At 66.3% G+C, this 22401-nt stretch carries 10 protein-coding genes; 8 read left to right on the forward strand and 2 right to left on the reverse strand.

All coding sequences use genetic code 11. The annotated features are described in order from the left end of the window. Positions 1 to 9: 9 nt before the first annotated feature. Together VSR82_RS05790 and VSR82_RS05795 are read right to left on the reverse strand one after the other, a co-directional pair. A complete protein-coding gene (locus VSR82_RS05790) occupies positions 10 to 1611 on the reverse strand; it encodes a GMC family oxidoreductase (protein WP_429456455.1) in 1602 nt (533 codons plus the stop codon). 80 nt (positions 1612 to 1691) lie between these two features. Continuing rightward, positions 1692 to 2318 carry a sugar dehydrogenase complex small subunit gene (locus VSR82_RS05795; RefSeq protein WP_429456453.1) on the reverse strand — a complete coding sequence of 209 codons (627 nt, stop codon included), beginning with the start codon at positions 2316 to 2318 and terminating at the stop codon, positions 1692 to 1694. Positions 2319 to 2660: 342 nt separating this feature from the next. On the opposite strand from VSR82_RS05795, the gene VSR82_RS05800 reads away from it, so the two are divergent. The 8 genes from VSR82_RS05800 to treY all read left to right on the forward strand — a co-directional run bounded on the left by VSR82_RS05800 (position 2661) and on the right by treY (position 22367). Further along, complete coding sequence (locus tag VSR82_RS05800) at positions 2661 to 3323, forward strand: DUF1345 domain-containing protein (RefSeq protein ID WP_429456451.1); 663 nt, start codon at positions 2661 to 2663, stop codon at positions 3321 to 3323. A 490-nt stretch (positions 3324 to 3813) separates the two neighbouring features. Further along, the gene (locus VSR82_RS05805; protein ID WP_498857520.1) at positions 3814 to 7266 is read left to right on the forward strand and encodes a maltotransferase domain-containing protein; all 3453 of its coding nucleotides are present in this window, start codon (positions 3814 to 3816) and stop codon (positions 7264 to 7266) included. Beyond that, complete coding sequence (treS, locus tag VSR82_RS05810; protein ID WP_368584151.1) at positions 7263 to 10730, forward strand: maltose alpha-D-glucosyltransferase; 3468 nt, start codon at positions 7263 to 7265, stop codon at positions 10728 to 10730. Before VSR82_RS05805 ends, treS begins: the two co-directional genes overlap by 4 nt. Then, entirely contained in the window at positions 10723 to 12933 is a 2211-nt protein-coding gene (gene glgB / locus VSR82_RS05815; protein WP_429456449.1) for a 1,4-alpha-glucan branching protein GlgB, read from the forward strand. The genes treS and glgB overlap by 8 nt, the downstream gene beginning before the upstream one ends. 115 nt (positions 12934 to 13048) lie before the next feature. Beyond that, positions 13049 to 15262 carry a glycogen debranching protein GlgX gene (gene glgX, locus VSR82_RS05820; protein ID WP_429456447.1) on the forward strand — a complete coding sequence of 738 codons (2214 nt, stop codon included), beginning with the start codon at positions 13049 to 13051 and terminating at the stop codon, positions 15260 to 15262. Between the two features lie 135 nt (positions 15263 to 15397). Then, on the forward strand, positions 15398 to 17302 hold the full coding sequence (treZ, locus tag VSR82_RS05825) for a malto-oligosyltrehalose trehalohydrolase (protein WP_429456445.1): 1905 nt from the start codon (positions 15398 to 15400) through the stop codon (positions 17300 to 17302). Continuing rightward, the gene (gene malQ / locus VSR82_RS05830; RefSeq protein WP_498857521.1) at positions 17299 to 19503 is read left to right on the forward strand and encodes a 4-alpha-glucanotransferase; all 2205 of its coding nucleotides are present in this window, start codon (positions 17299 to 17301) and stop codon (positions 19501 to 19503) included. Before treZ ends, malQ begins: the two co-directional genes overlap by 4 nt. Then, positions 19500 to 22367 (forward strand): malto-oligosyltrehalose synthase, encoded by a 2868-nt coding sequence (gene treY, locus VSR82_RS05835; protein WP_429456441.1) that lies wholly within the window; start codon positions 19500 to 19502, stop codon positions 22365 to 22367. Before malQ ends, treY begins: the two co-directional genes overlap by 4 nt. Positions 22368 to 22401: the final 34 nt, after the last annotated feature.

A 22401-nucleotide genomic window follows, 5' to 3' on the forward strand; every position in this document is an offset into this window, starting at 1 on the left:
GGTCAGCGCTCAGATTTCGCGCTTCAGCCTGTCGGCCAGCTTCAGCGACAAGGCCGCGATCGTCAGCGTGCAGTTCACCGACGCGGCGGTAGGCATCACGCCGCTGCTGGCGATGAACAGGTTCGCATGATCGTGCGTGCGGCAGTCGGCGTCGACGACCGAACTCGCCGCATCGCTGCCCATGATCGTCGTGCCCATGATGTGATTGTTCGGCGCGAAGCTGTCGTCGAACGAGACCTCGCTGCCGCCGAATAGCGCTGCGATCTTCGCGTACTGTTCGTGCGTATCGGCGGCGCTCTTCTTCACGTAGTCGTTGATCGAGTAGTAGATCTCGGGCTGCGGAATGCCGAGCGCGTCCTTGTGATCGGCCGACGGCACGATGCGGTTCTGCGGCTCCGGCAGATGTTCGTGAAAGCTGTTGATACTCAGCGTGCGCGCCGCGCGGTCGCGAATCTGCCGGTCGAGCTCGGCGCCGGTCAGGCCGCTTTTCAGCAGGTCGGCGGTAACGCCCATGGTCGGCACGCCGTTCGACAGATGCAGCTTCTTCGACGCGTAGTCGGAGCGGAACGCGCCGTCGCGGAAGTTGACGATCGAGGTCATCTCCATCGGACCGCGGCCGGGCCACAGCGGTTCGTTGGCGAGAAACGTGACGCCGGTACCCGGATGGTCCATCAGGTTGCGGCCGACCTGATCGGAGCTGTTGCCGACGCCGTGCGGGAACTTGTCCGAGGTCGACATCAGCATCAGCTTCGGCGTTTCGATGCCGTTCGCCGCGAGCACGAAGAGCTTGCCGGTGACGCGTGTGCTATTGCCGTTCGGGTCCTTGTAGTGGACCGCGGTGATGAGCCCTTTGTCGTCCGCTTCGATGCGATACACGACCGCTTCGGGAATCAGCTTGGCGCCGGCCTGCTCGGCCTTCTCCGCATGGATCACGCCGTTGTACATCGCGGCGATCGGGCAGATCGGCATGCAGTTGTTGTTGCCGCAGCAGGTCGGTCGCGCATCGTAGGGCCGGCTGTTGCGCGCGACCGGCTCGGGCACGACCTTGAAGCCCTGGGCATTGAGCACGTCGCTGAAACGCTGATCCATGTACGACAGCGGCAACTGCTGCATCGGATAGGGCTTCGAGCGCGGCGAACCGAGATCGATCGAACTATCCGGACCGGACACGCCGAGCTGCACTTCGGCGGCGACGTACCACGGCTCGAGCGTTTCGTACGGATATGGCCAATCGCGCCCGACGCCATACAGCTTGTGCAACTGGAAGTCCGACGGCAGCAGCCGCCACGCGGCGGCCGCCCAGTGCCACGTCGTGCCGCCGACGAGCCGCACGTATTGTGAGTTGTACGGATAATCGCCCTTCTGGATCAGGTAGTTGTTCGCGGGCGCGTACTCGGGATGCGGCGCGTAAGGCGTCGACGGATACGGCGTCGCGAAGTCGGACTTGGCCGGCGAGTTGCGGAAGTTCTCGACGATCTGCCAGCGTGGAATGCGCGGCCCGGCTTCGAGCAGCATCACCGACGCGCCCGCCAGCGCCAGTTGATGCGCAACCAGACTGCCGGCGACGCCCGAGCCGACCACGACGATATCGGCGGATTGTGTGTTTGCCATCGTTTCTCTCTTCGGTGCCCTGCCTGTTGCGGGCTTTGTTCGTGCGCTGCTGGCGTGGCCCGCTAGCGGGCCCGCGCGGCTCACGCGTGCAGCGGCTTCTGCGTCCAGTAGAACGGCACGTCGCGGCAATAAGAGGGAATCGTGAGCACGTCTTGCACGGGCTCGAACATCAGCGCCTTTTCATACGCGACCACCTGGACGTGCGGCATGTCGCCGACGAGTCCGAGATACCACGCGCGCATGATCGCGCCGACCGCTTTCGCAAGCGCCGGATGGTCGGTCTGCAGCGCCTGCGTGACGGTATCGGACGGCACGCCGCCGTGGCCTTGCAGCCACGTATTCAGCGCCGCGACGTTCTGCGCGAACTGGTTATCGGCCCGCGACAGCGCATCGTAGACACGCTGGCCGAGCACGGTGTCGAAACTGCTACGACCGGTGAGGTGTTGCGACAGCGCGAGGAAGGCATCGAGTCCGCCGCCGGCTGGCGGCGTCGCGGCGAAGACGGGCGCGAGCCACGACAGCGAACGGCTCGCGCCGGCGAACGCGAGCGCCGCGGCCGCCGCGCACGAACCGAGCACCCAGGCCCTGCGCGAAGCGGAAAACGACTGGGATAAACCGGTGAAACGCGTGGCATTGCGATAGGACTTCGCTCCTTGCCGATGCGTCATGTAGGGATGCGCATCGTTATCCTCAGGAACATCTGTCATGGGGGCTCCAGATGATGAGTCGTTCTCGACGAGCCGCACTCGGAAGGCATGATGCCGTTCGCGTGCCGCTTCGTTTGCTCTTCCCCAAACCTGGTCTGACGCCGCTTCAGCGGTCTCGAATCGTGCGCGCGATTCACGCGCGCCGCATGTGTGGTGTTGCATGCATGAGCGAAATGGCAACGATTACTGCCGTTTTCTGCCAATCGCCTTTCAACTGAAAGCGGCGCGCAAGGCCGCTGCGAAAGACTATAGCCTGTGACCCACCATTCGACAATCGGTCCTCGTTGCACGCGTAGAATCCGCGACACCGACTGCCCTATACTTCGCCGTACATCTCGACTCATGGCCATCAACTACTATCCGCAGGTTCTTCGCAATCGGCCCCGCACGGTGATCGGCCTCGTGATCGGGATCGTCGTCGCGTTCCTCGTGCCCGTTCATACGAGTCCGATGGCGCGCACACTGATCGGCTGGGACGCGGCCATCTGGAGCTACCTGCTGATGATCTGGGTGCACATGGCTCTCGCCGACGAGCACCGCGTGCGCGAATACGCGATACGCGACGACGAAAACGCGGGCGTCGTACTGATCGTGATCTGCGTCGCGACGATCGCAAGCATCGCCGCGATCGTGCTCGAACTCGCGTCGGCCAAGGGCTCGGGCGGCGCAACGACCTTCTGGCACTACCTGCTGACCGGTCTGACGCTGATCGGCGCATGGTTTCTGATTCCGACGATCTTCACGCTGCACTACGCGCGCCTCTACTACGACGCCGACGCGAAAGAGACCGCGCTGAAATTTCCCGATCATCATTTACTGCCGAATTACTGGGACTTCCTGTACTACTCGTTCACGATCGCGGTCGCGTCGCAGACCTCCGACGTGGTGCTGCGCTCGCGCGAAATTCGTCGCGCGACACTCGCGCAATCGGTCCTGTCGTTCTACTTCAACGTCGCGGTGCTCGGCTTGTGCGTGAACATCGCGGCGGGGCTGCTGGGTTCGTGACTCGGCCATTGCGCGGCGCTCGCATGAATTTCATGCAAATGCCACGCGCGTGCCACATGGTTGCCACGTGAGCGTCACCCTGGCATCGCGCGTCCGTCCGTGTAAATCCGACCCGCGTGGTCCCGTTTTACATGCCGCGCCAGCCGCGGCGTGCGTAACAATGCCCGCTTAATCGCACGCGCTCCGTGCGGACGCGCACCTTCGGCACCCGCCATCTCAACGTAACCTCCCCCTTTTCCCGCTAGCGGGTCGCCGCGTTGGCACACGGTTTGCTCCCTTTCCGCCACGAGTGACGACCAGTCCCACCGGACCGGCGTCTGGCGCGAAAGCACCCGCGACTGGCCAGCGGGGTGACGATCTTTGCACTACATTGACCAGTACGTGCCCCCGCTGACGCATCGCGCGGTATCCGGCTCGGGAAGCCCAATGAGCGCTGTGATCGCATGCCAACTGCATCCACACCGCAGCAGGACAACTCTGGAAACGACCGATGGAACCTCCAAACGGGTACGCGCCGCGGATTTACTTTTTTCACTCTCTTCTCGTCGGGCCTCTCGATGCCTGGCCTGCGCAGTTCGCTCACGCGGCCGGGCTCGGCTTCGATCACGCGTTGATCGCCGGGCTGTTCGAGCCGGGCCAGGCGGGCCACGCTCAGGTGGTCGGCAATCACGCGCGGCTGCATCCGGTGTTCGAGGCGCAGCATTCGGTGCCCGACGCCGTACGCATGCTCGCCGATGCCGCGCGCCGCAATAATCTGACGCTGCTGATCGATCTGGTGATCGACCGCGTGGCCGCCGACGGCGTGCTGTACAGCGAACATTCGGACTGGTTTCACGCGCGCGAGTCCGAGCTCGCGCGGCTCGATCCGCGTCACGTGCATCGTGAAGACAACGTCGCCTATGCGAATTTCGACGACCCCGCGACGAGTGCCTCGCTGTGCGTCTGGTGGACCCAGCAACTGCTCGCGCTCGCCGAGGCGGGCGTCGGCGGCTTCCGTTTCGATTCGCCGCACCGCGTGCCGGCTGCCGTATGGCGGCATCTCGGCGATGAAGTGCGCGCGAAGCATCCGCATATGCGCTTTCTCGCGGCAACGCCGGGCCTGTCGCGCGGCGATCTGCCCGGGCTCGAAGCAGCCGGCTTCGACAGCGCGTTTTCGTCCGTGCGCTGGTGGGACTTCCGTTCGAGCTGGATGGCCGAGGAGCATGCGGCGCTCGCGCGCGTCGGTGCGCCGATCGCCTTTCCCGAAGCGCCGTACGGCACGCGCCTCGCCGCCGAGTTGAGCGACGTGCACGATGCGGCGATCGTCGAGCGGGCGTATCGACGCGCGCTGTTCACGTCGGTTGCATTGGGCAGCGGCTGGATGATGCCGATGGGCTTCGAATACGGCATCGCCGAACCGATGTCGCAAACGCGCGGCGACGCCGCGCAGTTCGCGCGCGCCGTGCAGTCACGGCGCTTCGATCTGAGCGCCGCCGTCACCCAGGCGAACGACTTCGCGCGCAATACGCCGACGCTGCATGCGAACGGTGAATTGCGCCAATTGAGCGGACCCGGCGCATCGGCCGCGGTTCTGCTGCGCGCCGACGCGGCCGATCTGCGCGACGCCAGCGAAGCACTCCTGATCGTCGTGAATCCCGAACTCGGCGCGCCAGTGCGGGTCGATCCCGCGCGCTTCCTCGCGGGCGTGCCGGGCAGCTTCACGCGCTTCGTGCCGCTCGATGCGCGCGGCCGGAACGAACCCGCGGCCCTCGCGCCGTTCGCGCTCGCGCCGGGCGCGGTGCGGCTGCTGCGCGCGTTCGCGGAACAGCCAATCTACCTCGCGCCGCCCATCGACAAGTCGAACAGCAAGCGCAGCGGCCACAAGACCGTGCTCGACGCGATCGAAGCGCCGCGCGTCGCAATCGAGAGCGTGTCGCCGTCGGTGGAAAACGGCCGCTTCGCGGCCAAGCGCAGCGTCGGCGAGCGCGCGGAGATTCGCACGGCGATCTTTGCCGAAGGTCACGACAAGATCGCGGCCGCCGTGCTGTGGCGCGCGGCCGACGAAACCGCGTGGCACGAAGAGCTGATGTCGCCCGCGCCGCCGGCCGGTCTCGACTTGTGGAGCGCGCGGATTCCGCTCGAGCGGATCGGCCGCTATGAATTCACCGTGATCGCGTGGCGCGACGACTTTGCCTCGCTCGTCGAGCACATCCAGAAGAAGCTGAAGGCGAACCAGACCGTCGAGATCGAACTCGACGAAGCCGCGCATCTGTTCGCGCTCGTGCTCGCCGAAGTCGAGACTAGCGAAGGCGCGGACAAGGAGCAGCTCGAACACATCGTGCGCGACTTCCAGAAGGCCGACGCCGAACAGAAGCTCGCGCTGATTCTCGCGCCCGCCACCGCGGCAGCGATGACCGCCGCGCGCCACCGGCCGTTTCTGAGCCGCGATCAGGTGATCTACAAGATCGACGCGGAACGCACCGCGGCCTATTTCGCGAGCTGGTACGAGATCTTCCCGCGTTCGATGAGCGACGACGAATCGCGCCACGGCACGTTCGCGGACGTGACCGCGAAACTGCCGCGCATCCGCGACATGGGCTTCGACGTGCTGTACTTTCCGCCGATTCATCCGATCGGCCTCGCGAACCGCAAGGGCCGCAACAACACGCTGACCGCGCAGCCGGGCGATGTCGGCAGTCCCTATGCGATCGGCGCGGCCGAAGGCGGCCACACCGCCGTGCATCCGCAGCTCGGCACGCTCGACGATTTCAAGGCGATGCTGGCCGCCGCGCATGCGCACGGCCTCGAAATCGCGCTCGACTTCGCGATCCAGTGCTCGCCCGATCACCCGTGGCTGAAAGAACATCCGACGTGGTTCGCGTGGCGCCCCGACGGCACGCTGCGCTATGCAGAGAATCCACCGAAGAAGTACCAGGACATCGTCAACCCGGACTTCTACGCGCACGATGCGAAGCCCGACCTGTGGCTCGCGTTGCGCGACGTGATCCTGTTCTGGGTCGACGCGGGTGTGCGCATCTTCCGCGTCGACAACCCGCACACCAAGCCGCTGCCGTTCTGGGAATGGATGATCGCCGACGTGCGTGCGCGCCACCCCGATGTCATCTTCCTCGCCGAAGCGTTCACGCGGCCGCGCATGATGAACCGGCTCGGCAAGATCGGCTTCTCGCAGTCGTACACGTACTTCACGTGGCGCGAGTCGAAGCGCGATTTCATCGAGTACATGAGTGAGCTCACGCAGACCGGCGCGCGCGATTTCTACCGGCCGAACTTCTTCGTCAATACCCCGGACATCAACCCGCGCCATCTGCAATCGCAGGGACGCACGGGCTTTCTGATCCGCGCGGCGCTGGCCGCGACACTGGCCGGGCTGTGGGGCGTGTATAGCGGCTTCGAACTGTGCGAGGCCACCGCGCTGCCGAACAGCGAAGAGTACCTGGACTCCGAAAAGTATCAGTTGCGCGCGTGGGACTGGCACCGGCCCGGCAATATCGTCGGCGAGATCACCGCACTGAATCGCATCCGGCGCGCGAATCCCGCGCTGCAAACGCATCTCGGTCTCACGTTCCTCACCGCGCACAACGATCACATCCTGTTCTTCGAGAAAGCGACCGAGTCGCGCGACAACGTGATCGTCGTCGCGATCAATCTCGATCCGTTCAACGAACAGGGCGCGGACATCGAGTTGTCGTGGGACACGTTCCAGCGCTGGCATCTGCACGACCATGCCGCGCTCGAAGTGATCGACCAGATGACCGGCGCACGCTTCGAATGGCACGGACGCTGGCAGCACGTGCGGCTCGGCTCGGGCCAGCCGTTCTCGATCTGGCGCATCGCGCCGCTAGGCGGCCTGCCCGCCGATCGCCCGGAGGACAGCGACCACGAACACGACAGCACTCTTCACGCAGACGCTGTCACCCCAACCTGGATGGAAGGTGGAACATGAAGCGCGACGATCCAGCCCAATCCACGCACGAGGCGCAAACGGCCGCGGCCGTCGGCACCGCGGCGAAGGTACGCACGCGCCGGCGCGGCAAACCCGCGGCGCTCAGCGACGATCCGCTGTGGTACAAGGACGCGATCATCTACCAGGTGCACATCAAGTCGTTTTTCGATGCGAACAACGACGGCGTCGGCGATTTCCCCGGCCTGATCGCCAAGCTCGACTACATCGCCGAGCTGGGCGTCAACGCGATCTGGCTGCTGCCGTTCTACCCGTCGCCACGCCGTGACGACGGCTACGACATCGCCGACTACCGCAACGTGCATCCCGACTACGGTCAGCTCGCGGACGTGCGGCGCTTCATTCAGGAAGCGCACGCGCGCGGCATCCGCGTGATTACGGAGCTCGTCATCAACCACACGTCGGATCAGCACCCGTGGTTCCAGCGCGCGCGGCGCGCGAAGGCCGGCTCGAACTATCGCAACTACTACGTGTGGTCCGATACCGATCAGAAGTACGCGGAGACGCGCATCATCTTCATCGACTCGGAGCCGTCGAACTGGACGCACGATCCGGTTGCGGGCGCGTACTACTGGCACCGCTTCTACTCGCACCAGCCCGATCTGAATTTCGACAATCCGGCGGTGATGCGAGAGGTGCTGCAGGTGATGCGCTTCTGGCTCGACATGGGCATCGACGGGCTGCGGCTCGATGCGGTGCCGTACCTGGTCGAGCGTGAAGGCACCAACAACGAGAACCTGCCGGAAACGCACGAGATCCTGAAGCGGATTCGCGCGACCATCGACGCCGAGTATCCGAACCGGATGCTGCTCGCCGAGGCGAACCAGTGGCCCGAGGACGTGAAGGAGTACTTCGGCAACGAAGACGAATGCCATATGGCGTTCCACTTCCCGCTGATGCCGCGCATCTACATGTCGATCGCGAGCGAGGACCGCTTCCCGATCACCGACATCATGAAGCAGACGCCGGACCTCCCCGATTCGAACCAGTGGGCGATCTTCCTGCGCAATCACGACGAGCTGACGCTCGAAATGGTCACCGATTCCGAGCGCGACTATCTTTGGAACACCTATGCGAGCGATCGCCGCGCACGTCTGAATCTCGGCATTCGCCGCCGTCTCGCGCCGCTGATGGAGCGCGACCGCCGCCGCATCGAGCTGATCAACTCGCTGCTGCTGTCGATGCCCGGTACGCCCGTCATCTACTACGGCGACGAACTCGGCATGGGCGACAACATCCACCTCGGCGACCGCGACGGCGTGCGCACGCCGATGCAGTGGTCGTCGGATCGCAACGGCGGCTTCTCGCGCGCCGACCCCGAGCAACTGGTGCTGCCGCCCGTGATGGGTACGCTGTACGGCTTCGACGCGGTCAACGTCGAAGCGCAGAGCCGCGACCCGCACTCGCTATTGAACTGGACGCGCCGCATGCTGTCGACGCGGCGCTCGAAGCAGACCTTCGGACGCGGCACGATCCGCTTTCTGAAGCCGGAAAACCGCAAGATTCTCGCGTATCTGCGCGAGATGCCCGGCGAGGCGCCGATCCTGTGCGTCGCGAATCTGTCGCGCGCGCCGCAGGCGGTCGAGCTGGACCTGTCCGAATTCAACGGCTTCGTGCCGGTCGAGATGACCGCCGATTCGGTGTTCCCCGCGATCGGCCAACTGACCTATCTGCTGACGTTCCCGCCATACGGCTTCCTGTGGTTCATGCTGTGCGAAGGCGGCGGACGGCCGACGTGGGCGCAGGCGCATTCCGAGCCGCTGCCCGAGTTCGTCACGATCGTGATCCGCGAGGGGCAGACCGGGCCGACACCCGAAAACGTGCGGCTGCTCGAATCCGAAGTGCTGCCGTCGTGGCTGAGCCGGCGCCGCTGGTTCGCGTCGAAGGATCAGAAGATGCATGCGGTGCGGCTCGCCGCGCTGACCACGATTCCGAACGGCGGCTTCGCATTCACTGAAATCGAAGTGGACGTCGGCGATCACACCGAGCGCTACGTGGTGCCGATCGCGCTCACATGGGGCGGTGAAACCACCACGCCGCTGTTCCTGCAGTTGGCATTGGCGCGCGTGCGACGGGGCCGCACCGTCGGCCATCTGACCGACGCGTTCTCGCTGCCGATCTTCGCCCACAACGTGCTGCGCAAGATGCGCGAACACGCAGTCGTGCCGACCGTGCAGAAGAGCGAGATCAAGTTCCTGCCGACCGAGCGCTTCGCCGAACTCGACAATCTCGGCGAGCGGCCCGAGATTCGCTGGCTTGCCGCCGAGCAGAGCAACAGCTCGCTGATCATCGCCGATGCCGCGGTGCTGAAGCTGGTGCGGCGGCTCGTCAGCGGCATCCATCCGGAAGCGGAAATCAGCCGCTATCTGACACAGCTCGGCTATGCGAACACCGCGCCGCTGTATGGCGAAGTGGTGCGCGTCGATCCCGAGGGCGTGCCGCATACGCTCGCGATCCTGCAGGGCTTTATCGACAATCAGGGCGACGCGTGGAACTGGTCGCTCGATTATCTGCGCCGCTCGGTCGACGAGCTGGCAATCGCGGTCGACACCGAAACGCAGACCGCACCCGACCGCACGAACGAGTCGATTCTGCTGGACGGCTACGGTGAACTCGCGGGCATCATCGGCCGACGGCTCGGCGAGCTGCACGTCGCGCTCGCCACGCCGAGCGACGACCCCGCATTCGCGCCGGAACATGCCAACGCCGAGCAGGTGAAAGCATGGGTCGACGCAACGCAGACGATGCTCGCGAGCGCGCTCGATCTGCTCGCGCCGCGCATCGCGGAGATGAGCGACGCGGACACGAAGGGGCTCGCGCAAAGTCTGATCGATCGGCGCGCCGCGCTGGTCAAGGCGGTCGACAATCTCGTGCCGGGCGACGCGGGGGCGTTGCGCATCCGCATCCACGGCGACTTCCATCTCGGTCAGGTATTGGTCGCGCACGGCGACGCGTATCTGATCGACTTCGAGGGCGAGCCCGCGCGTTCGCTCGAGGAGCGTCGCCAGAAATCGAGCCCGTTGCGTGACGTGGCCGGTCTGATGCGCTCGCTGTCGTATGCGAGCGCGGCCGCGCAATCGACCACCGAAAGCGCGCCGCAACAGACCGCGGATCGCAAGCGTGCTCTGTTCGAGCGCTTCCGCTCCCACGCGACCACGGCGTTCCTCGCCGAATACCGCGCGGCGGCCGCTCAGTCGTCGGAGCCGCTCGTCGCGCCCGAATCCGAAGAGGCGCTGCTCGATCTGTTCCTGATCGAGAAGGCCGCTTACGAGATTCGCTACGAGGCGGCCAACCGGCCGACATGGCTCGGCTTACCGGTACGCGGCCTCGCCGCGCTCACGAGCCGACTGCTGGGCGATACCGGCGCACCGCCGCATTACGATCCATCAACCCGGGTGTCCGGCTCCGCTACGCCGCCCAACCCGGCCGAGGGCGACTATGAGTGAGCATGATCCGGCCGCAGGCCTTCAACCCGTCGATATCGACGCGCTCGTCGAAGCGCGCCACCCCGATCCGTTTTCGCAGCTGGGGCTGCATCAGACCGCCGCGGGTCCGATCGTGCGCGCGCTGCTGCCGAATGCCGCGCACGTCACCGTGATTTCGCGCGCCGATGGCGCGACGCTCGGCGAGCTCGAGCAACTCCGGCCTGGCCTGTTCGCGGGCCGCATCACGTCGGCGATGCCGTATCGGTTGCGCATCGACTGGCATGGCGTCGTGCAGGAAGTGGAAGATACCTATTCGTTCGGTCCGGTGCTCGGCGACGAGCCGCTCCAACGTCTTGCGCACGGCGATCCGTACGCGGTGCTCGAATGTCTGGGCGCGCGGCCGGTCGACATCGACGGTGTGCCGGGCGTGCGCTTTGCCGTGTGGGCACCGAATGCGCGGCGCGTGTCGGTGGTCGGCGACTTCAACGCGTGGGACGGCCGCCGTCATCCGATGCGGCTGCGTCACCAGGCGGGCGTGTGGGAGCTGTTCGTGCCGCGCGTCGGCGCCGGCACGCGCTACAAGTACGAGCTGCTGTCGCGCGACGGCCATCCGCTGCCTTTGAAGGCCGATCCGTGCGCGATGCAGACTGAAAAGCCGCCGGGCACCGCGTCGATCGTCGCGCACGTGGACGAGATCGAGCAGTTTCCGTGGACCGATCACGAGTGGATCCAGTCGCGCGCCGGCAAGCAGACCGCGCGCACGCCGATTGCGATCTACGAAGTGCATGCAGAGTCATGGCTGCGCATCGCCGAAGAAGGCCAGCGCGGTCTCGTCTGGGAAGAGCTCGCCGAGCGGCTGATTCCCTACGCGAAGAGCATGGGCTTCACGCACATCGAATTTCTGCCGATCGCCGAGCATCCGTTCGGCGGCTCGTGGGGCTATCAGCCGCTTGGGCAGTTCGCGCCGTCCGCGCGCTTCGGCAAGCCCGAGCAGTTCGCGCGTTTCGTCGATCGCGCGCACGAAGCGGGGCTCGGCGTGATTCTCGACTGGGTGCCCGCGCATTTTCCGAACGACGCGCATGGCCTGATCGATTTCGACGGCACGCCGCTCTACGAACATGCCGATCCGCGCGAGGGCTATCACCAGGACTGGAACACGATGATCTACAACCTCGGCCGCAACGAGGTGAGCGCGTTCCTGATCGCGTCGGGGCTCGCGTGGCTGCAGCGCTATCACGTCGACGGCCTGCGCGTGGATGCGGTCGCGTCGATGCTGTATCGCGACTACTCGCGCGCGGCCGGCGAGTGGGTGCCGAACATCTATGGCGGGCGCGAGAATCTCGAATCGATCGCGTTCCTGAAGCGCTTGAATCATGAAGTCCGCTATGTGCCGGGCGCACCCGGCGCGATCACGGTCGCGGAGGAATCCACCGCATGGCCCGGCGTGACCGCAAGCGTCGCGGACGGCGGTCTCGGCTTCGACTTCAAGTGGAACATGGGCTGGATGCACGACACGCTGCACTACATGCACGAAGACCCGATGTATCGCCAGTACCACCACCACAACATGACGTTCGGCATGGTCTACGCGTATTCCGAGCGCTTCGTGCTGCCGCTTTCGCACGACGAGGTGGTGCACGGCAAGGGTTCGCTGCTCGGCAAGATGCCCGGCGACCGCTGGCAGCGTTTCGCGAATCTGCGCGCGTACTTCGGTTTCATGTGGACGCACCCGGGCAAGAAGCTGATGTTCATGGGCGGCGAATTCGGCCAGATGGCGGAGTTCGATCATGACGGCTCGCCGCATTGGAATCTTCTCGACGATCCGGCTCACCACGGCGTGCAATTGCTGGTGCGCGACCTGAACCATCTGTATCGCAACGAGCCGGCGCTGCATCTGCTCGACAGCGAACCGGGCGGCTTCGAATGGTTGATCGGCGACGACAGCGCCAACAGCGTGTTCGCCTATCGGCGCACCGACGGCGCGGGCCAGGAGTTCGTCGTGGTGTGCAACATGACGCCGGTGCCGCGGCTCGGCTATCGGCTCGGCATGCCGCGCGGCGGGCGCTGGGTGGAAGTGCTCAACACCGATGCGGCCGTATACGGCGGCTCGAACATGGGCAACGGCGGGCTGATCCATTCCGACCAGGTAACGAGCCACGGCAGGCCGCATTCCGCCGCGCTGACTTTGCCGCCACTCGCAACTATCGTCTTGCGCGCGGACTAAGGAAACGTGCCGCAGCACAGGTGCGCGGCGCAAAGGCAAGCGCCGCGCACCCGTTGCATGAAGACTCGGACGGACCCGGGCTCTAGCTCGACAATCAGAACAGGAAAGGGAAAACATGTCGCATGCGTTGCCCGACCGGTTGCTGCCCGGCTCACCGTATCCGCTCGGCGCGAGCTGGGACGGGCTGGGCGTCAACTTCGCGGTGTTCTCGGCCAATGCGCAAAAAATCGAGCTGTGCCTGTTCGATTCCACCGGACGCAAGGAGATCCGCCGCTTCGCCATGCCCGAATGCACCGACGAGATCTGGCACGGCTATCTGCCGAACGCGCATCCGGGCACCGCGTACGGCTTTCGCGCGCACGGGCCGTATCAGCCGCATTTCGGGCATCGCTTCAATCCGCACAAGCTGCTGCTCGACCCGTATGCGCGCAAGCTCGTCGGGCAGTTTCGCTGGTCCGACGCGCTGTTCGGCTATCGCGTGCATTCGAATCGCGCGGACCTTTCGATCGACCGGCGCGATTCCGCGCCCGCGATGCCCAAGTGCGTCGTCGTCGACGAGGCGTTCGACTCGTCGCACGACCGGCGTCCGGACGTGCCGTGGGGCGAAACCGTGATCTACGAAACGCACCTGCGCGGCGCGTCGATGCTGCGCTCCGATCTGCGCCAGCATGAACGCGGCACGTTCGCGGCACTCGCGGCGCCGGAGTTCATCGAGCATCTGCTGAAGCTCGGCGTGACCGCGGTCGAGCTGCTGCCCGTGCACGCGTTTCTGAACGACCGCTTCCTCGTGGAGCGCGGCCTGCGCAACTACTGGGGCTACAACACGGCCGCGTTCTTCGCTCCGGAGCCGACCTACCTGAGCACGCACCGGCTCGACGAAATGCGCATCGCCGTGCGGCAACTTCACGCGGCCGGCATCGAGGTGATTCTCGACGTGGTCTACAACCACACCTGCGAAAGCAACGAGATGGGCCCGACCATCTCATGGCGCGGCCTCGACAACGCCAGCTACTACCGGCTGATCCCCGGCGACGAGCGTCACCATATCAACGACACCGGCTGCGGCAACACGGTCAATCTGCCGCATCCGCGCGTGATGCAGATGGTGATGGATTCGCTGCGCTACTGGTCGACCGCGTTCAACATCGACGGCTTCCGTTTCGATCTCGGTGTGACGCTCGGGCGCGAAAGCCACGGCTTCGACCCGGGTTCGGGCCTGTTCGACGCGTTGCGCCAGGACCCGGTGCTGTCGCAACGCAAGCTGATTTCCGAGCCATGGGATATCGGCCCTGGCGGCTATCAGCTAGGCAATCATCCGCCGGGCTTCAGCGAATGGAACGACCGTTTCCGTGACACGGTGCGACGGTTCTGGCGCGGCGACGCCGGCCTGCGGCCCGACCTCGCGGCGCGCCTGACCGGTTCGGCCGATCTGTTCAACCGGCGGCATCGCAAGCCGTGGGCGTCGCTCAACTTCGTCACGTCGCATGACGGCTTCACATTGGCCGATGTCACCGCGTACGAGCAGAAGCACAACGAAGCGAATCAGGAAGACAACAACGACGGCCACAACGAGAATTGCAGCCGCAACTGGGGTGTCGAAGGCGCGACCGACGACCCCGCGATTCTCGCCACGCGCCGCCGCGTGTCGCGCTCGCTGATCGCGACACTGATGATCGCGCTCGGCACGCCGATGCTGCTCGCCGGCGACGAAGCGCTGCGCACCCAACGCGGCAACAACAATGCTTACTGTCAGGATAACGACCTATCCTGGATCGACTGGGACCTTGCCGATTCAGCGGAAGGCCGGCGCATGACCGAGTTCGTCGCGCGCGTGATCGGCTTGCGAAAGCGCCACCCGCTGTTGCGTGAAACGCGCTTTCTGTTCGGCGACCGCGAGGTGCTGCCCGGCCTGTTCGACGTCGGCTGGTTCGACGAACACGGCGATCCGCTGACGATCGAAGCGTGGCAGGACCCGGAGGGACGCGCGTTCACGTTGCGTCGCGCGGGACCGGGCCTGAATGGCGAAACCGAAGTATTGTTATTGATGCTCAACGCTCACGACGAACCGCTGCAGTTCTCGCCTCCCGCGCCGCATCTGGAATGGCATGTGCTGCTGGACACCGCCGATCCGGACCGCGCGCCGCAGAGACTCGCCACGGCCGAACTCGAGGTCGGCGCACACGGCCTCGTGATACTAGCCGCGCAGCCGACCGGCGAAGCGGATTGGCAAGCCGGCTGGGTGGCTGGCGCGCAGCACGGGCCGCGGTTGTTGACCGCGCTGCCGCCCGACCCCGGCGCGCAGACACCAGACGACGATGGCTCGCAATGAACGATGCACTGCGGCGACATAGTTCGAGCGTGGACAAATCGCAACGCGGCCGGGGTGGCAAGAATGTTGCGACGCAATGCTTGCGTTGCGTCACCCTGCTAGCCAGGCGCGTTTGCAGATTCGAATGGTGAAGACATGTCCGATAGTCCGATTGATCCACACACGCATCATCACGCGCACTGTCTGCCGTTCAGCGCGCAGTTGATCGGCGCGAGCGGCGCGCGACCGCGCACGCGGTTCCGTTTCTGGGCACCGTCGTGCAACAGCGTGCAGGTGGTCATCGAAAGCGGCCACGCGCAAGGCACGCACGACATGGCGCCGACCGGCAACGGCTGGTTCGAGACCACCGTGGAGAGCGGTGCGGGCACGCTGTATCGGTTCCAGCTCGACGGCAAGCAGACAGTGCCCGATCCCGCCTCGCGATTCCAGCCGCGGGACGTGCATGGCCCGAGCGAGGTCATCGATCCGCGCGCCTACCATTGGGAACACACCGAATGGCACGGCCGGCCCTGGGAAGAAACGGTACTGTACGAATTGCACGTCGGTGCAATGGGCGGCTATGCGGGCGTGCAAAAACGTCTGCCCGAGTTCGCCGCGCTCGGCGTCACCGCTATCGAACTGATGCCGTTGAACGACTTTCCCGGCCGTCACAACTGGGGTTACGACGGCGTGCTGCCGTACGCGCCCGACTCCGCGTACGGCCGCCCTGAAGAACTGAAGGCGCTGATCGACGCCGCACATGGTATCGGCCTGATGGTGTTTCTCGACGTCGTCTACAACCACTTCGGACCCGACGGCAACTATCTGCATACTTACGCGGAGCCGTTTTTCCGCGCGGGCGTAAAGACGCCATGGGGCCCCGCGATCGACTTCGAGCGCAGCGAAGTCAGCGACTTCTTCACCGACAACGCGGTCTACTGGATCAACGAGTACCGCTTCGACGGCCTGCGCTTCGACGCGGTGCATGCGATCGACAACCCCGCGTGGCTGCGCGAGCTGTCGGACCATATCCGCGCGCGCGTGCAGCATGGCCGCCATGTGCATCTGGTGCTCGAAAACGAGCACAACAGCGCGAGCCTGCTCGACGCGCATTTCGACGCGCAATGGAACGACGACGCGCACAACACGCTGCACGTGCTGCTGACCGGCGAAACCGAAGGCTATTACCACGCGTATGCGAACGAACCGATTCGCCGGCTCGCGCGCGTGTTGTCCGAAGGCTTCGCGTATCAGGGCGAGCCGTCGCCGCTGCACGATGGTGCACCGCGTGGCGAAGCGAGTGCGCATCTGCCGCCGACGTCGTTCGTGATGTTTTTGCAGAACCACGATCAGATCGGCAACCGTGCGTTCGGCGAACGTCTACGCAAGCTGACTTCGGACGACGCGCTGCGCGCCGCGACCGCGTTGCTGTTGCTGTCGCCGCAAATTCCGCTGCTGTTCATGGACGAAGAATACGGCTCGACGCAACCGTTCCTGTTTTTCACCGATTACACCGGCGATCTCGCCGACGCGGTGCGCGAAGGGCGACGCCGTGAATTCGCGCGCTTCGCCGCGTTCAGCGACGAGAAAAGCCGCGCGCAGATTCCCGATCCGAACGATGCCCAGACCTTCGCCGCGTCGTCGCCACCCGCGCCCGATGCGAAGCCGACACCGGATCGGCTCGACTGGATGCATTACTACAAGTCCGCGCTCGCGGTGCGCGCGAAGCTGATCACGCCACGCCTGAAACATACGAAGGCGTGCGGCGCGACCGTGCTGCGCGACGCAGGTGGCGGCGACGCGAACGCACTAGTCGCGCGCTGGAAACTCGGCGATGGCGAGACGCTGTCGATCGCGCTGAATCTGTCGAAACAGAGCGTAGCGTTCGACGACATCCCCGCCGGCAAGATCATTTTCGAAACGCCGCCACGCGCGCGCGAGCAGGCCGACGCGCGGCTATTGCCCGCTGATGCGTGCATCGCATGGCTGACCGGCGACATCAACGAATTCGCCAGCCGCCACGATGCGCGCATCGCATCGCACGAGGAGCAGCGCGCGTGACGACCCGACGCCCCAACGACCGGCTCGTCGCGCTCGCCACCCGTGCAGGCTTCGAGGTGGAGTGGCAGGACGCGCACCACAACGCGCAGCACGTGCCCGAGAAGACGCTTGGCACGCTGCTCGAACGCATGGGTCTGCCGTGCGGCAATGCCACCGATATCCGCCACAGCGCCGCTGCTCTGGAGGCCGAACTATCGGGCCGCCGGCTACCGCCGCTGATGACCGCGGTGATCGGGCGTGGCATCGCGCTGCCGGCGGCCGCGGTCAAGTCGGGCAGCCATTACCGGATCGAGTTGGAGAGCGGCGCGATCATCGACGGCCGCTTCACCGCGCCGAAAGGCGAGGGAGCGCTGCTCGCGCCGATCGACGAAGCCGGCTATCACACGCTCGTGATCAACGACCAGCGCATGACGCTCGCGGTCGCGCCGCCGCGCTGCTACACCGTCGCCGACGCATGGCGCACGCTGCACGGCGGCGAAGGCGATGGCGAACGCGAAGGCGTGCCGCCGATGCCGCCCCTGTGGGGCATCGCCGCGCAGCTGTATGGCTTGCGTCGCGTCGGCGATGGCGGCATCGGCGATTACACGGCGCTCGCGCAGCTTGCGCGGCACGGCGCGCAGCGCGGCGCACACGCACTCGCCGTCAGTCCGACCCACGCGATGTTCAGCGCGCAGCCCGAGCGCTTCAGCCCATACGCACCGTCGTCGCGTTTGTGGCTCAACGTCACGCATATCGATCCGGCCGCGGTGTTCGGCGCCCACGCGTGCGCATCGGCATCGGCGCGGGCCGGCAACGCATCGTCGAAATACGAAGAGCTGCCGCTGATCGACTGGCCGCACGCGACAGCGTTGAAACTCTCGGTATTGCGCGCGCTGTACGAGCAGTTCAACGCGCACGAGCGCCCGCAGCACTCGCCCCGCGCACTCGAATTTCACGGCTTCTGCGAACGCGCGGGGCGCGCGCTCGAAGATCACGCGCGCTTCGAAGCGCTGCAAGCCGCGCAACTCGCGCAAGGCGGCGACGGCCATTGGCGCAACTGGCCCGACGCGTTGCGCGACCCGCGCAGCCCCGAAGTCGACGCGTTCGCCGCCGCGCAGCGCAACGAGGTCGACTTTCATCTGTTCCTGCAATGGCTGGCCTCGCGCGGCCTGTTGCACGCGCAGCACACCGCGCGCGAAGCCGGCATGGCGGTCGGCCTGATCGCCGATCTCGCGGTGGGTTGCGACAGCGCCGGCAGCCATGCATGGTCCTACCCCGACGACATGCTTCAGGGCGTGTCGGTCGGCGCGCCGCCCGATCTGTTCAACCAGGCCGGCCAGTCGTGGGGACTCACCACCTTTTCGCCGCGCGCGATGCGCACGCAAGGCTTCGCCGCGTTCATCGACATGCTGCGCGCGGCGTTCGCGCATGCCGGCGGCATCCGCATCGATCACATTCTCGGCTTGCGGCGCCTGTGGCTCGTGCCCGAAGGCGAAAGCGCGCGCAACGGCGCGTATCTGCGCTATCCGCTCGAAGACCTGCTGCGGCTGATCGCGCTCGAATCGTGGCGGCATCGCGCGATCGTGATCGGCGAGGATCTCGGCACCGTGCCGTCCGGTTTTCGCGAGCGGCTCGACGAGCACGGCATCGAAGGGATTCGCGTGCTGTGGTTCGAAGGCGCGCCCGACGGCCACGGTTTCAAGGCGCCCGCCGATTGGGACCGCTACGCGGTCGGCACGACGACCACGCACGATTTGCCGACCGTTGCCGGCTGGTGGCGCGGCAGCGACATCATGTGGCGCAATCGCATCGGCCAGACGATGGCGCGCGCCGACGGCCGCGACCCCGAAGAAGCGGCGCTCGAAGAGCGCGCGCAGCAGCGCGCCGACTTGTGGCGCGCGTTTCAGCGAGCGGGCGTGGCCGCGCCCGACGTCGCGCCGCCGGACGCCGACAACCCGCCAGTCGACGAAGCGCTCGCATTCGTCGCCGCGACGCCCGGGCCGCTCGTCACGTTCCCGCTCGAAGACCTGCTCGCGCTTGCCGAGCAGCCGAACCTGCCGGGCTCGATCGACGAACATCCGAACTGGCGCCGCCGCATGACGCTGCCCGTCGACGCGATGTTCGACGACCCTGTATTCACCGACCGACTGCTGGCCGTCGACGGCGCCCGCCGCGCCGCCGCGCCTTCACCGAACACTTCCGCGGAGCCCGACACGCCATGACCGTCCCACGCTCCACACTGCGCCTCCAGTTCCATCGGGGCTTCACGTTCGACGACGCCGCGCGCCACGTCGAATATTTCGCCGCGCTCGGCATCAGCCATCTGTACGCGTCGCCGATCACGACGGCCGAGCCCGGCTCGATGCACGGCTACGACACCGTCGACTACACCCAGGTCAGCGCCGAATACGGCGGCGAGGCGGGCTTGAGGCGCCTCGTCGACAAGCTGCGCGCGCACGACATGGGGCTCATCGCCGACATCGTGCCGAATCATATGGGCGTCGGCGGTTCGAGCAACGCGTGGTGGCTCGACATCCTCGAATGGGGACGCCACAGCGCGTTTGCGCGTCATTTCGACGTCGACTGGCATTCGCCCGATCCCGCGCTGCGCGGCAAGGTGCTGCTGCCGACGCTCGGCGCGTCGTACGGCGATGAACTGGTGGCGGGCCGCATCGCGCTGCATTTCGCCGCTGACAGCGGACGCTTTTATATCGGCTACGGTCCGCACGTGTTCCCGGTCTGCCCGGTCGATTACGCGGCGATCCTGCAAGGCGCCGACCGCGCCGATCTGAGCGCGCTCGCCAATCGCTTTCACGGACTCACGACGCAGCCCGCCGATCAGCCGCGCGCCGCCGAGGCGCGCGACGCGCTGCGCGAGTTCGTCGCGCGCGAAGGCGCGTCGGCGATCGAGTTCGTGCTGGAGACTTACGCGCCGCAAGATCCGGTCACGCGCGACCGGCTGCATCGGCTGATCGAGCGGCAGCATTTCCGGCTCGCGTGGTGGCGCACCGCCTCCGACGAAGTGAACTGGCGGCGCTTCTTCGACATCTCCACGCTCGCCGCCGTGCGCGTCGAGCGGCCCGAGGTGTTCGAGGCGGTGCATGCGCTGATCTTTCGCCTCTACCGCGAAGGGCTCATCGACGGCTTGCGGATCGATCATATCGACGGGCTCGCCGAGCCGCGCGAATACTGCCAGCGTTTGCGCCAGCGGCTCAGCGAGTTGCGCGACACCGCGCCGTACGTGGTGGTCGAAAAAATTCTCGGCCGCGGCGAGCCGTTGCGCGACGACTGGCCCGTCGACGGCACGACCGGCTACGACTTCATGAGCGACGTCGGCGCGCTGCTGCACGATCCGGCCGGCGCCGAACCGCTCGCCAACACCTGGGCCGAGCTGACCGGCCGCAGCGCGCGCTTCGCCGATGAAGCGCACGCGGCACGGCGCAAGATTCTCGCGGAAAACTTCTCGGCGGAACTGGACCGCGCGGCGCGCGCACTGCATCGGATCGCACGCGATTCGCTGAGCACGCGCGACTTCACGTACCCGGCGCTGCGCCGCGTGCTGACCGAACTGGTCGTGCATTTCCCCGTGTACCGCATGTATCCGCTGGGCGGACTGCGCAGCGCCGCCGACAACGTCTATTTCGAGCAGGCGCTCGCCGGCGCGCGCGCTTCGCTGCCGCGCTCGGACGACGCGACGCTCGAGCGCGTGAATGCGTGGCTCGGCGGCAGCGCCGAAGAGGGGCCGCCCGCGCGGCCCGGCGCGCAGTCGCAGCAGCAGGCGCAAGGCGGCGGGCCGCCGCCGCACGCGGGATCGTCCCGGCGCAGCGCGCAAACGCTGTTTTCGCAGCTGACCGCGCCGCTCGCCGCCAAAGCGATCGAGGACACCGCCTGCTATCGCTACGGGCGTCTGCTGTCGCGCAACGAAGTGGGCTCGGATCCCGGCGAGTTCGCGCTGTCGGTCGAGCAGTTTCATGCGGGCAATCTCGAGCGCGCGCAACGTTTTCCGCATGCGATGCTGGCGACCGCCACGCACGATCACAAGCGCGGTGAAGACGTGCGCGCGCGGCTCGCGGTGTTGAGCGAGATCGCCGACGAATGGGGCGCGACGCTGCGTGCATGGTCGACGTTGAACGCGCCGCAGCGACGCGCGCTCGACGGCACGCCGATCAGCAGCGTGAGCCAGGACAAGAGCGACGCATGGGCTCCCGGCCCCGCCGCCGAGGATATGCTGTACCAGACGCTGGTGGGCTGTTGGCCGCCCGATCTGCGGGCCGACGACGAAGCCGGCGTCAAGGAGCTGGCCGAGCGCGTCGCGCAATGGCAGTTGAAGGAGCTGCGCGAGGCGAAGCTGCAAACCAGCTGGCTCGCCCCCGATGAAGCCTACGAAGCCGGCTGCCGCGAGTTTCTGTTCGGCATCCTCGCGCCGCAGCGGCGCGACGCGTTCCTGAAGGAACTGTCTGCGTTCGTCGAGCGAATCGGTCGCGCGGGCGCGCTCAACAGTCTGCAGCAGACGGTGCTGCGTCTCGCGTCACCAGGAATCCCCGATCTTTACCAAGGCACCGAGCTGTGGGACTTCAGCCTTGTCGATCCGGACAATCGGCGGCCCGTCGATTTCGCGAAACGCGAGGCATGGCTGCCTCAGCCGCAAACGCCGCCGTCGGAATTCCTCGCGGACTGGCGCGACGGGCGCGTGAAGCTCGCGATGATCCAGCGCGTGCTGGCGCTGCGCGCGCATCTGCCGGAGCTGCTGAGTCAGGGCACGTATTTGCAGCTCACGGTGCGCGGCGTGCATGCGTCGAATGTGATCGCGTTCGCGCGGCGCCATGGCAATGCGTGGGCCGTAGTGATCGCCAGCCGGTTGGCCGCGGGCCTGCTTGGCGACGAAGGCGATCTGCCGCTCGTCGAACCGGCGCAATGGGCGGATACGGCCATCGAGATGCCGCCCGATCTGTCGGCGCGCGCGCTGTTCGACTGGCTGAGCCCCGCGGCGCCGAAAGTCGACGATCACGGGCTGCTGTATCTGCGCGACGCGCTCGCCGCGATGCCGGTCGCGGTGCTGGTGGAGGATGGGGTGCCTCGAAGCTGAGGCGGATGAACCGGGTTGAGGCTGGGGGTCGGCT

This window comes from Burkholderia sp. JPY481 (genome assembly GCF_038900515.1).
GTDB classification, from domain to species: Bacteria; Pseudomonadota; Gammaproteobacteria; order Burkholderiales; family Burkholderiaceae; genus Paraburkholderia; species Paraburkholderia youngii.

Bases quoted from the DNA above. Each gene is read 5' to 3' on its own strand.
- VSR82_RS05790 (WP_429456455.1), bottom strand. From the start codon at position 1,611: ATGGCAAACACACAATCCGCCGATATCGTCGTGGTCGGCTCGGGCGTC.
- VSR82_RS05805 (WP_498857520.1), top strand. From the start codon at position 3,814: ATGGAACCTCCAAACGGGTACGCGCCGCGGATTTACTTTTTTCACTCT.
- treS (WP_368584151.1), top strand. From the start codon at position 7,263: ATGAAGCGCGACGATCCAGCCCAATCCACGCACGAGGCGCAAACGGCC.
- treZ (WP_429456445.1), top strand. From the start codon at position 15,398: ATGTCCGATAGTCCGATTGATCCACACACGCATCATCACGCGCACTGT.
- glgX (WP_429456447.1), top strand. From the start codon at position 13,049: ATGTCGCATGCGTTGCCCGACCGGTTGCTGCCCGGCTCACCGTATCCG.
- glgB (WP_429456449.1), top strand. From the start codon at position 10,723: ATGAGTGAGCATGATCCGGCCGCAGGCCTTCAACCCGTCGATATCGAC.
- VSR82_RS05800 (WP_429456451.1), top strand. From the start codon at position 2,661: ATGGCCATCAACTACTATCCGCAGGTTCTTCGCAATCGGCCCCGCACG.
- VSR82_RS05795 (WP_429456453.1), bottom strand. From the start codon at position 2,318: ATGACAGATGTTCCTGAGGATAACGATGCGCATCCCTACATGACGCAT.
- treY (WP_429456441.1), top strand. From the start codon at position 19,500: ATGACCGTCCCACGCTCCACACTGCGCCTCCAGTTCCATCGGGGCTTC.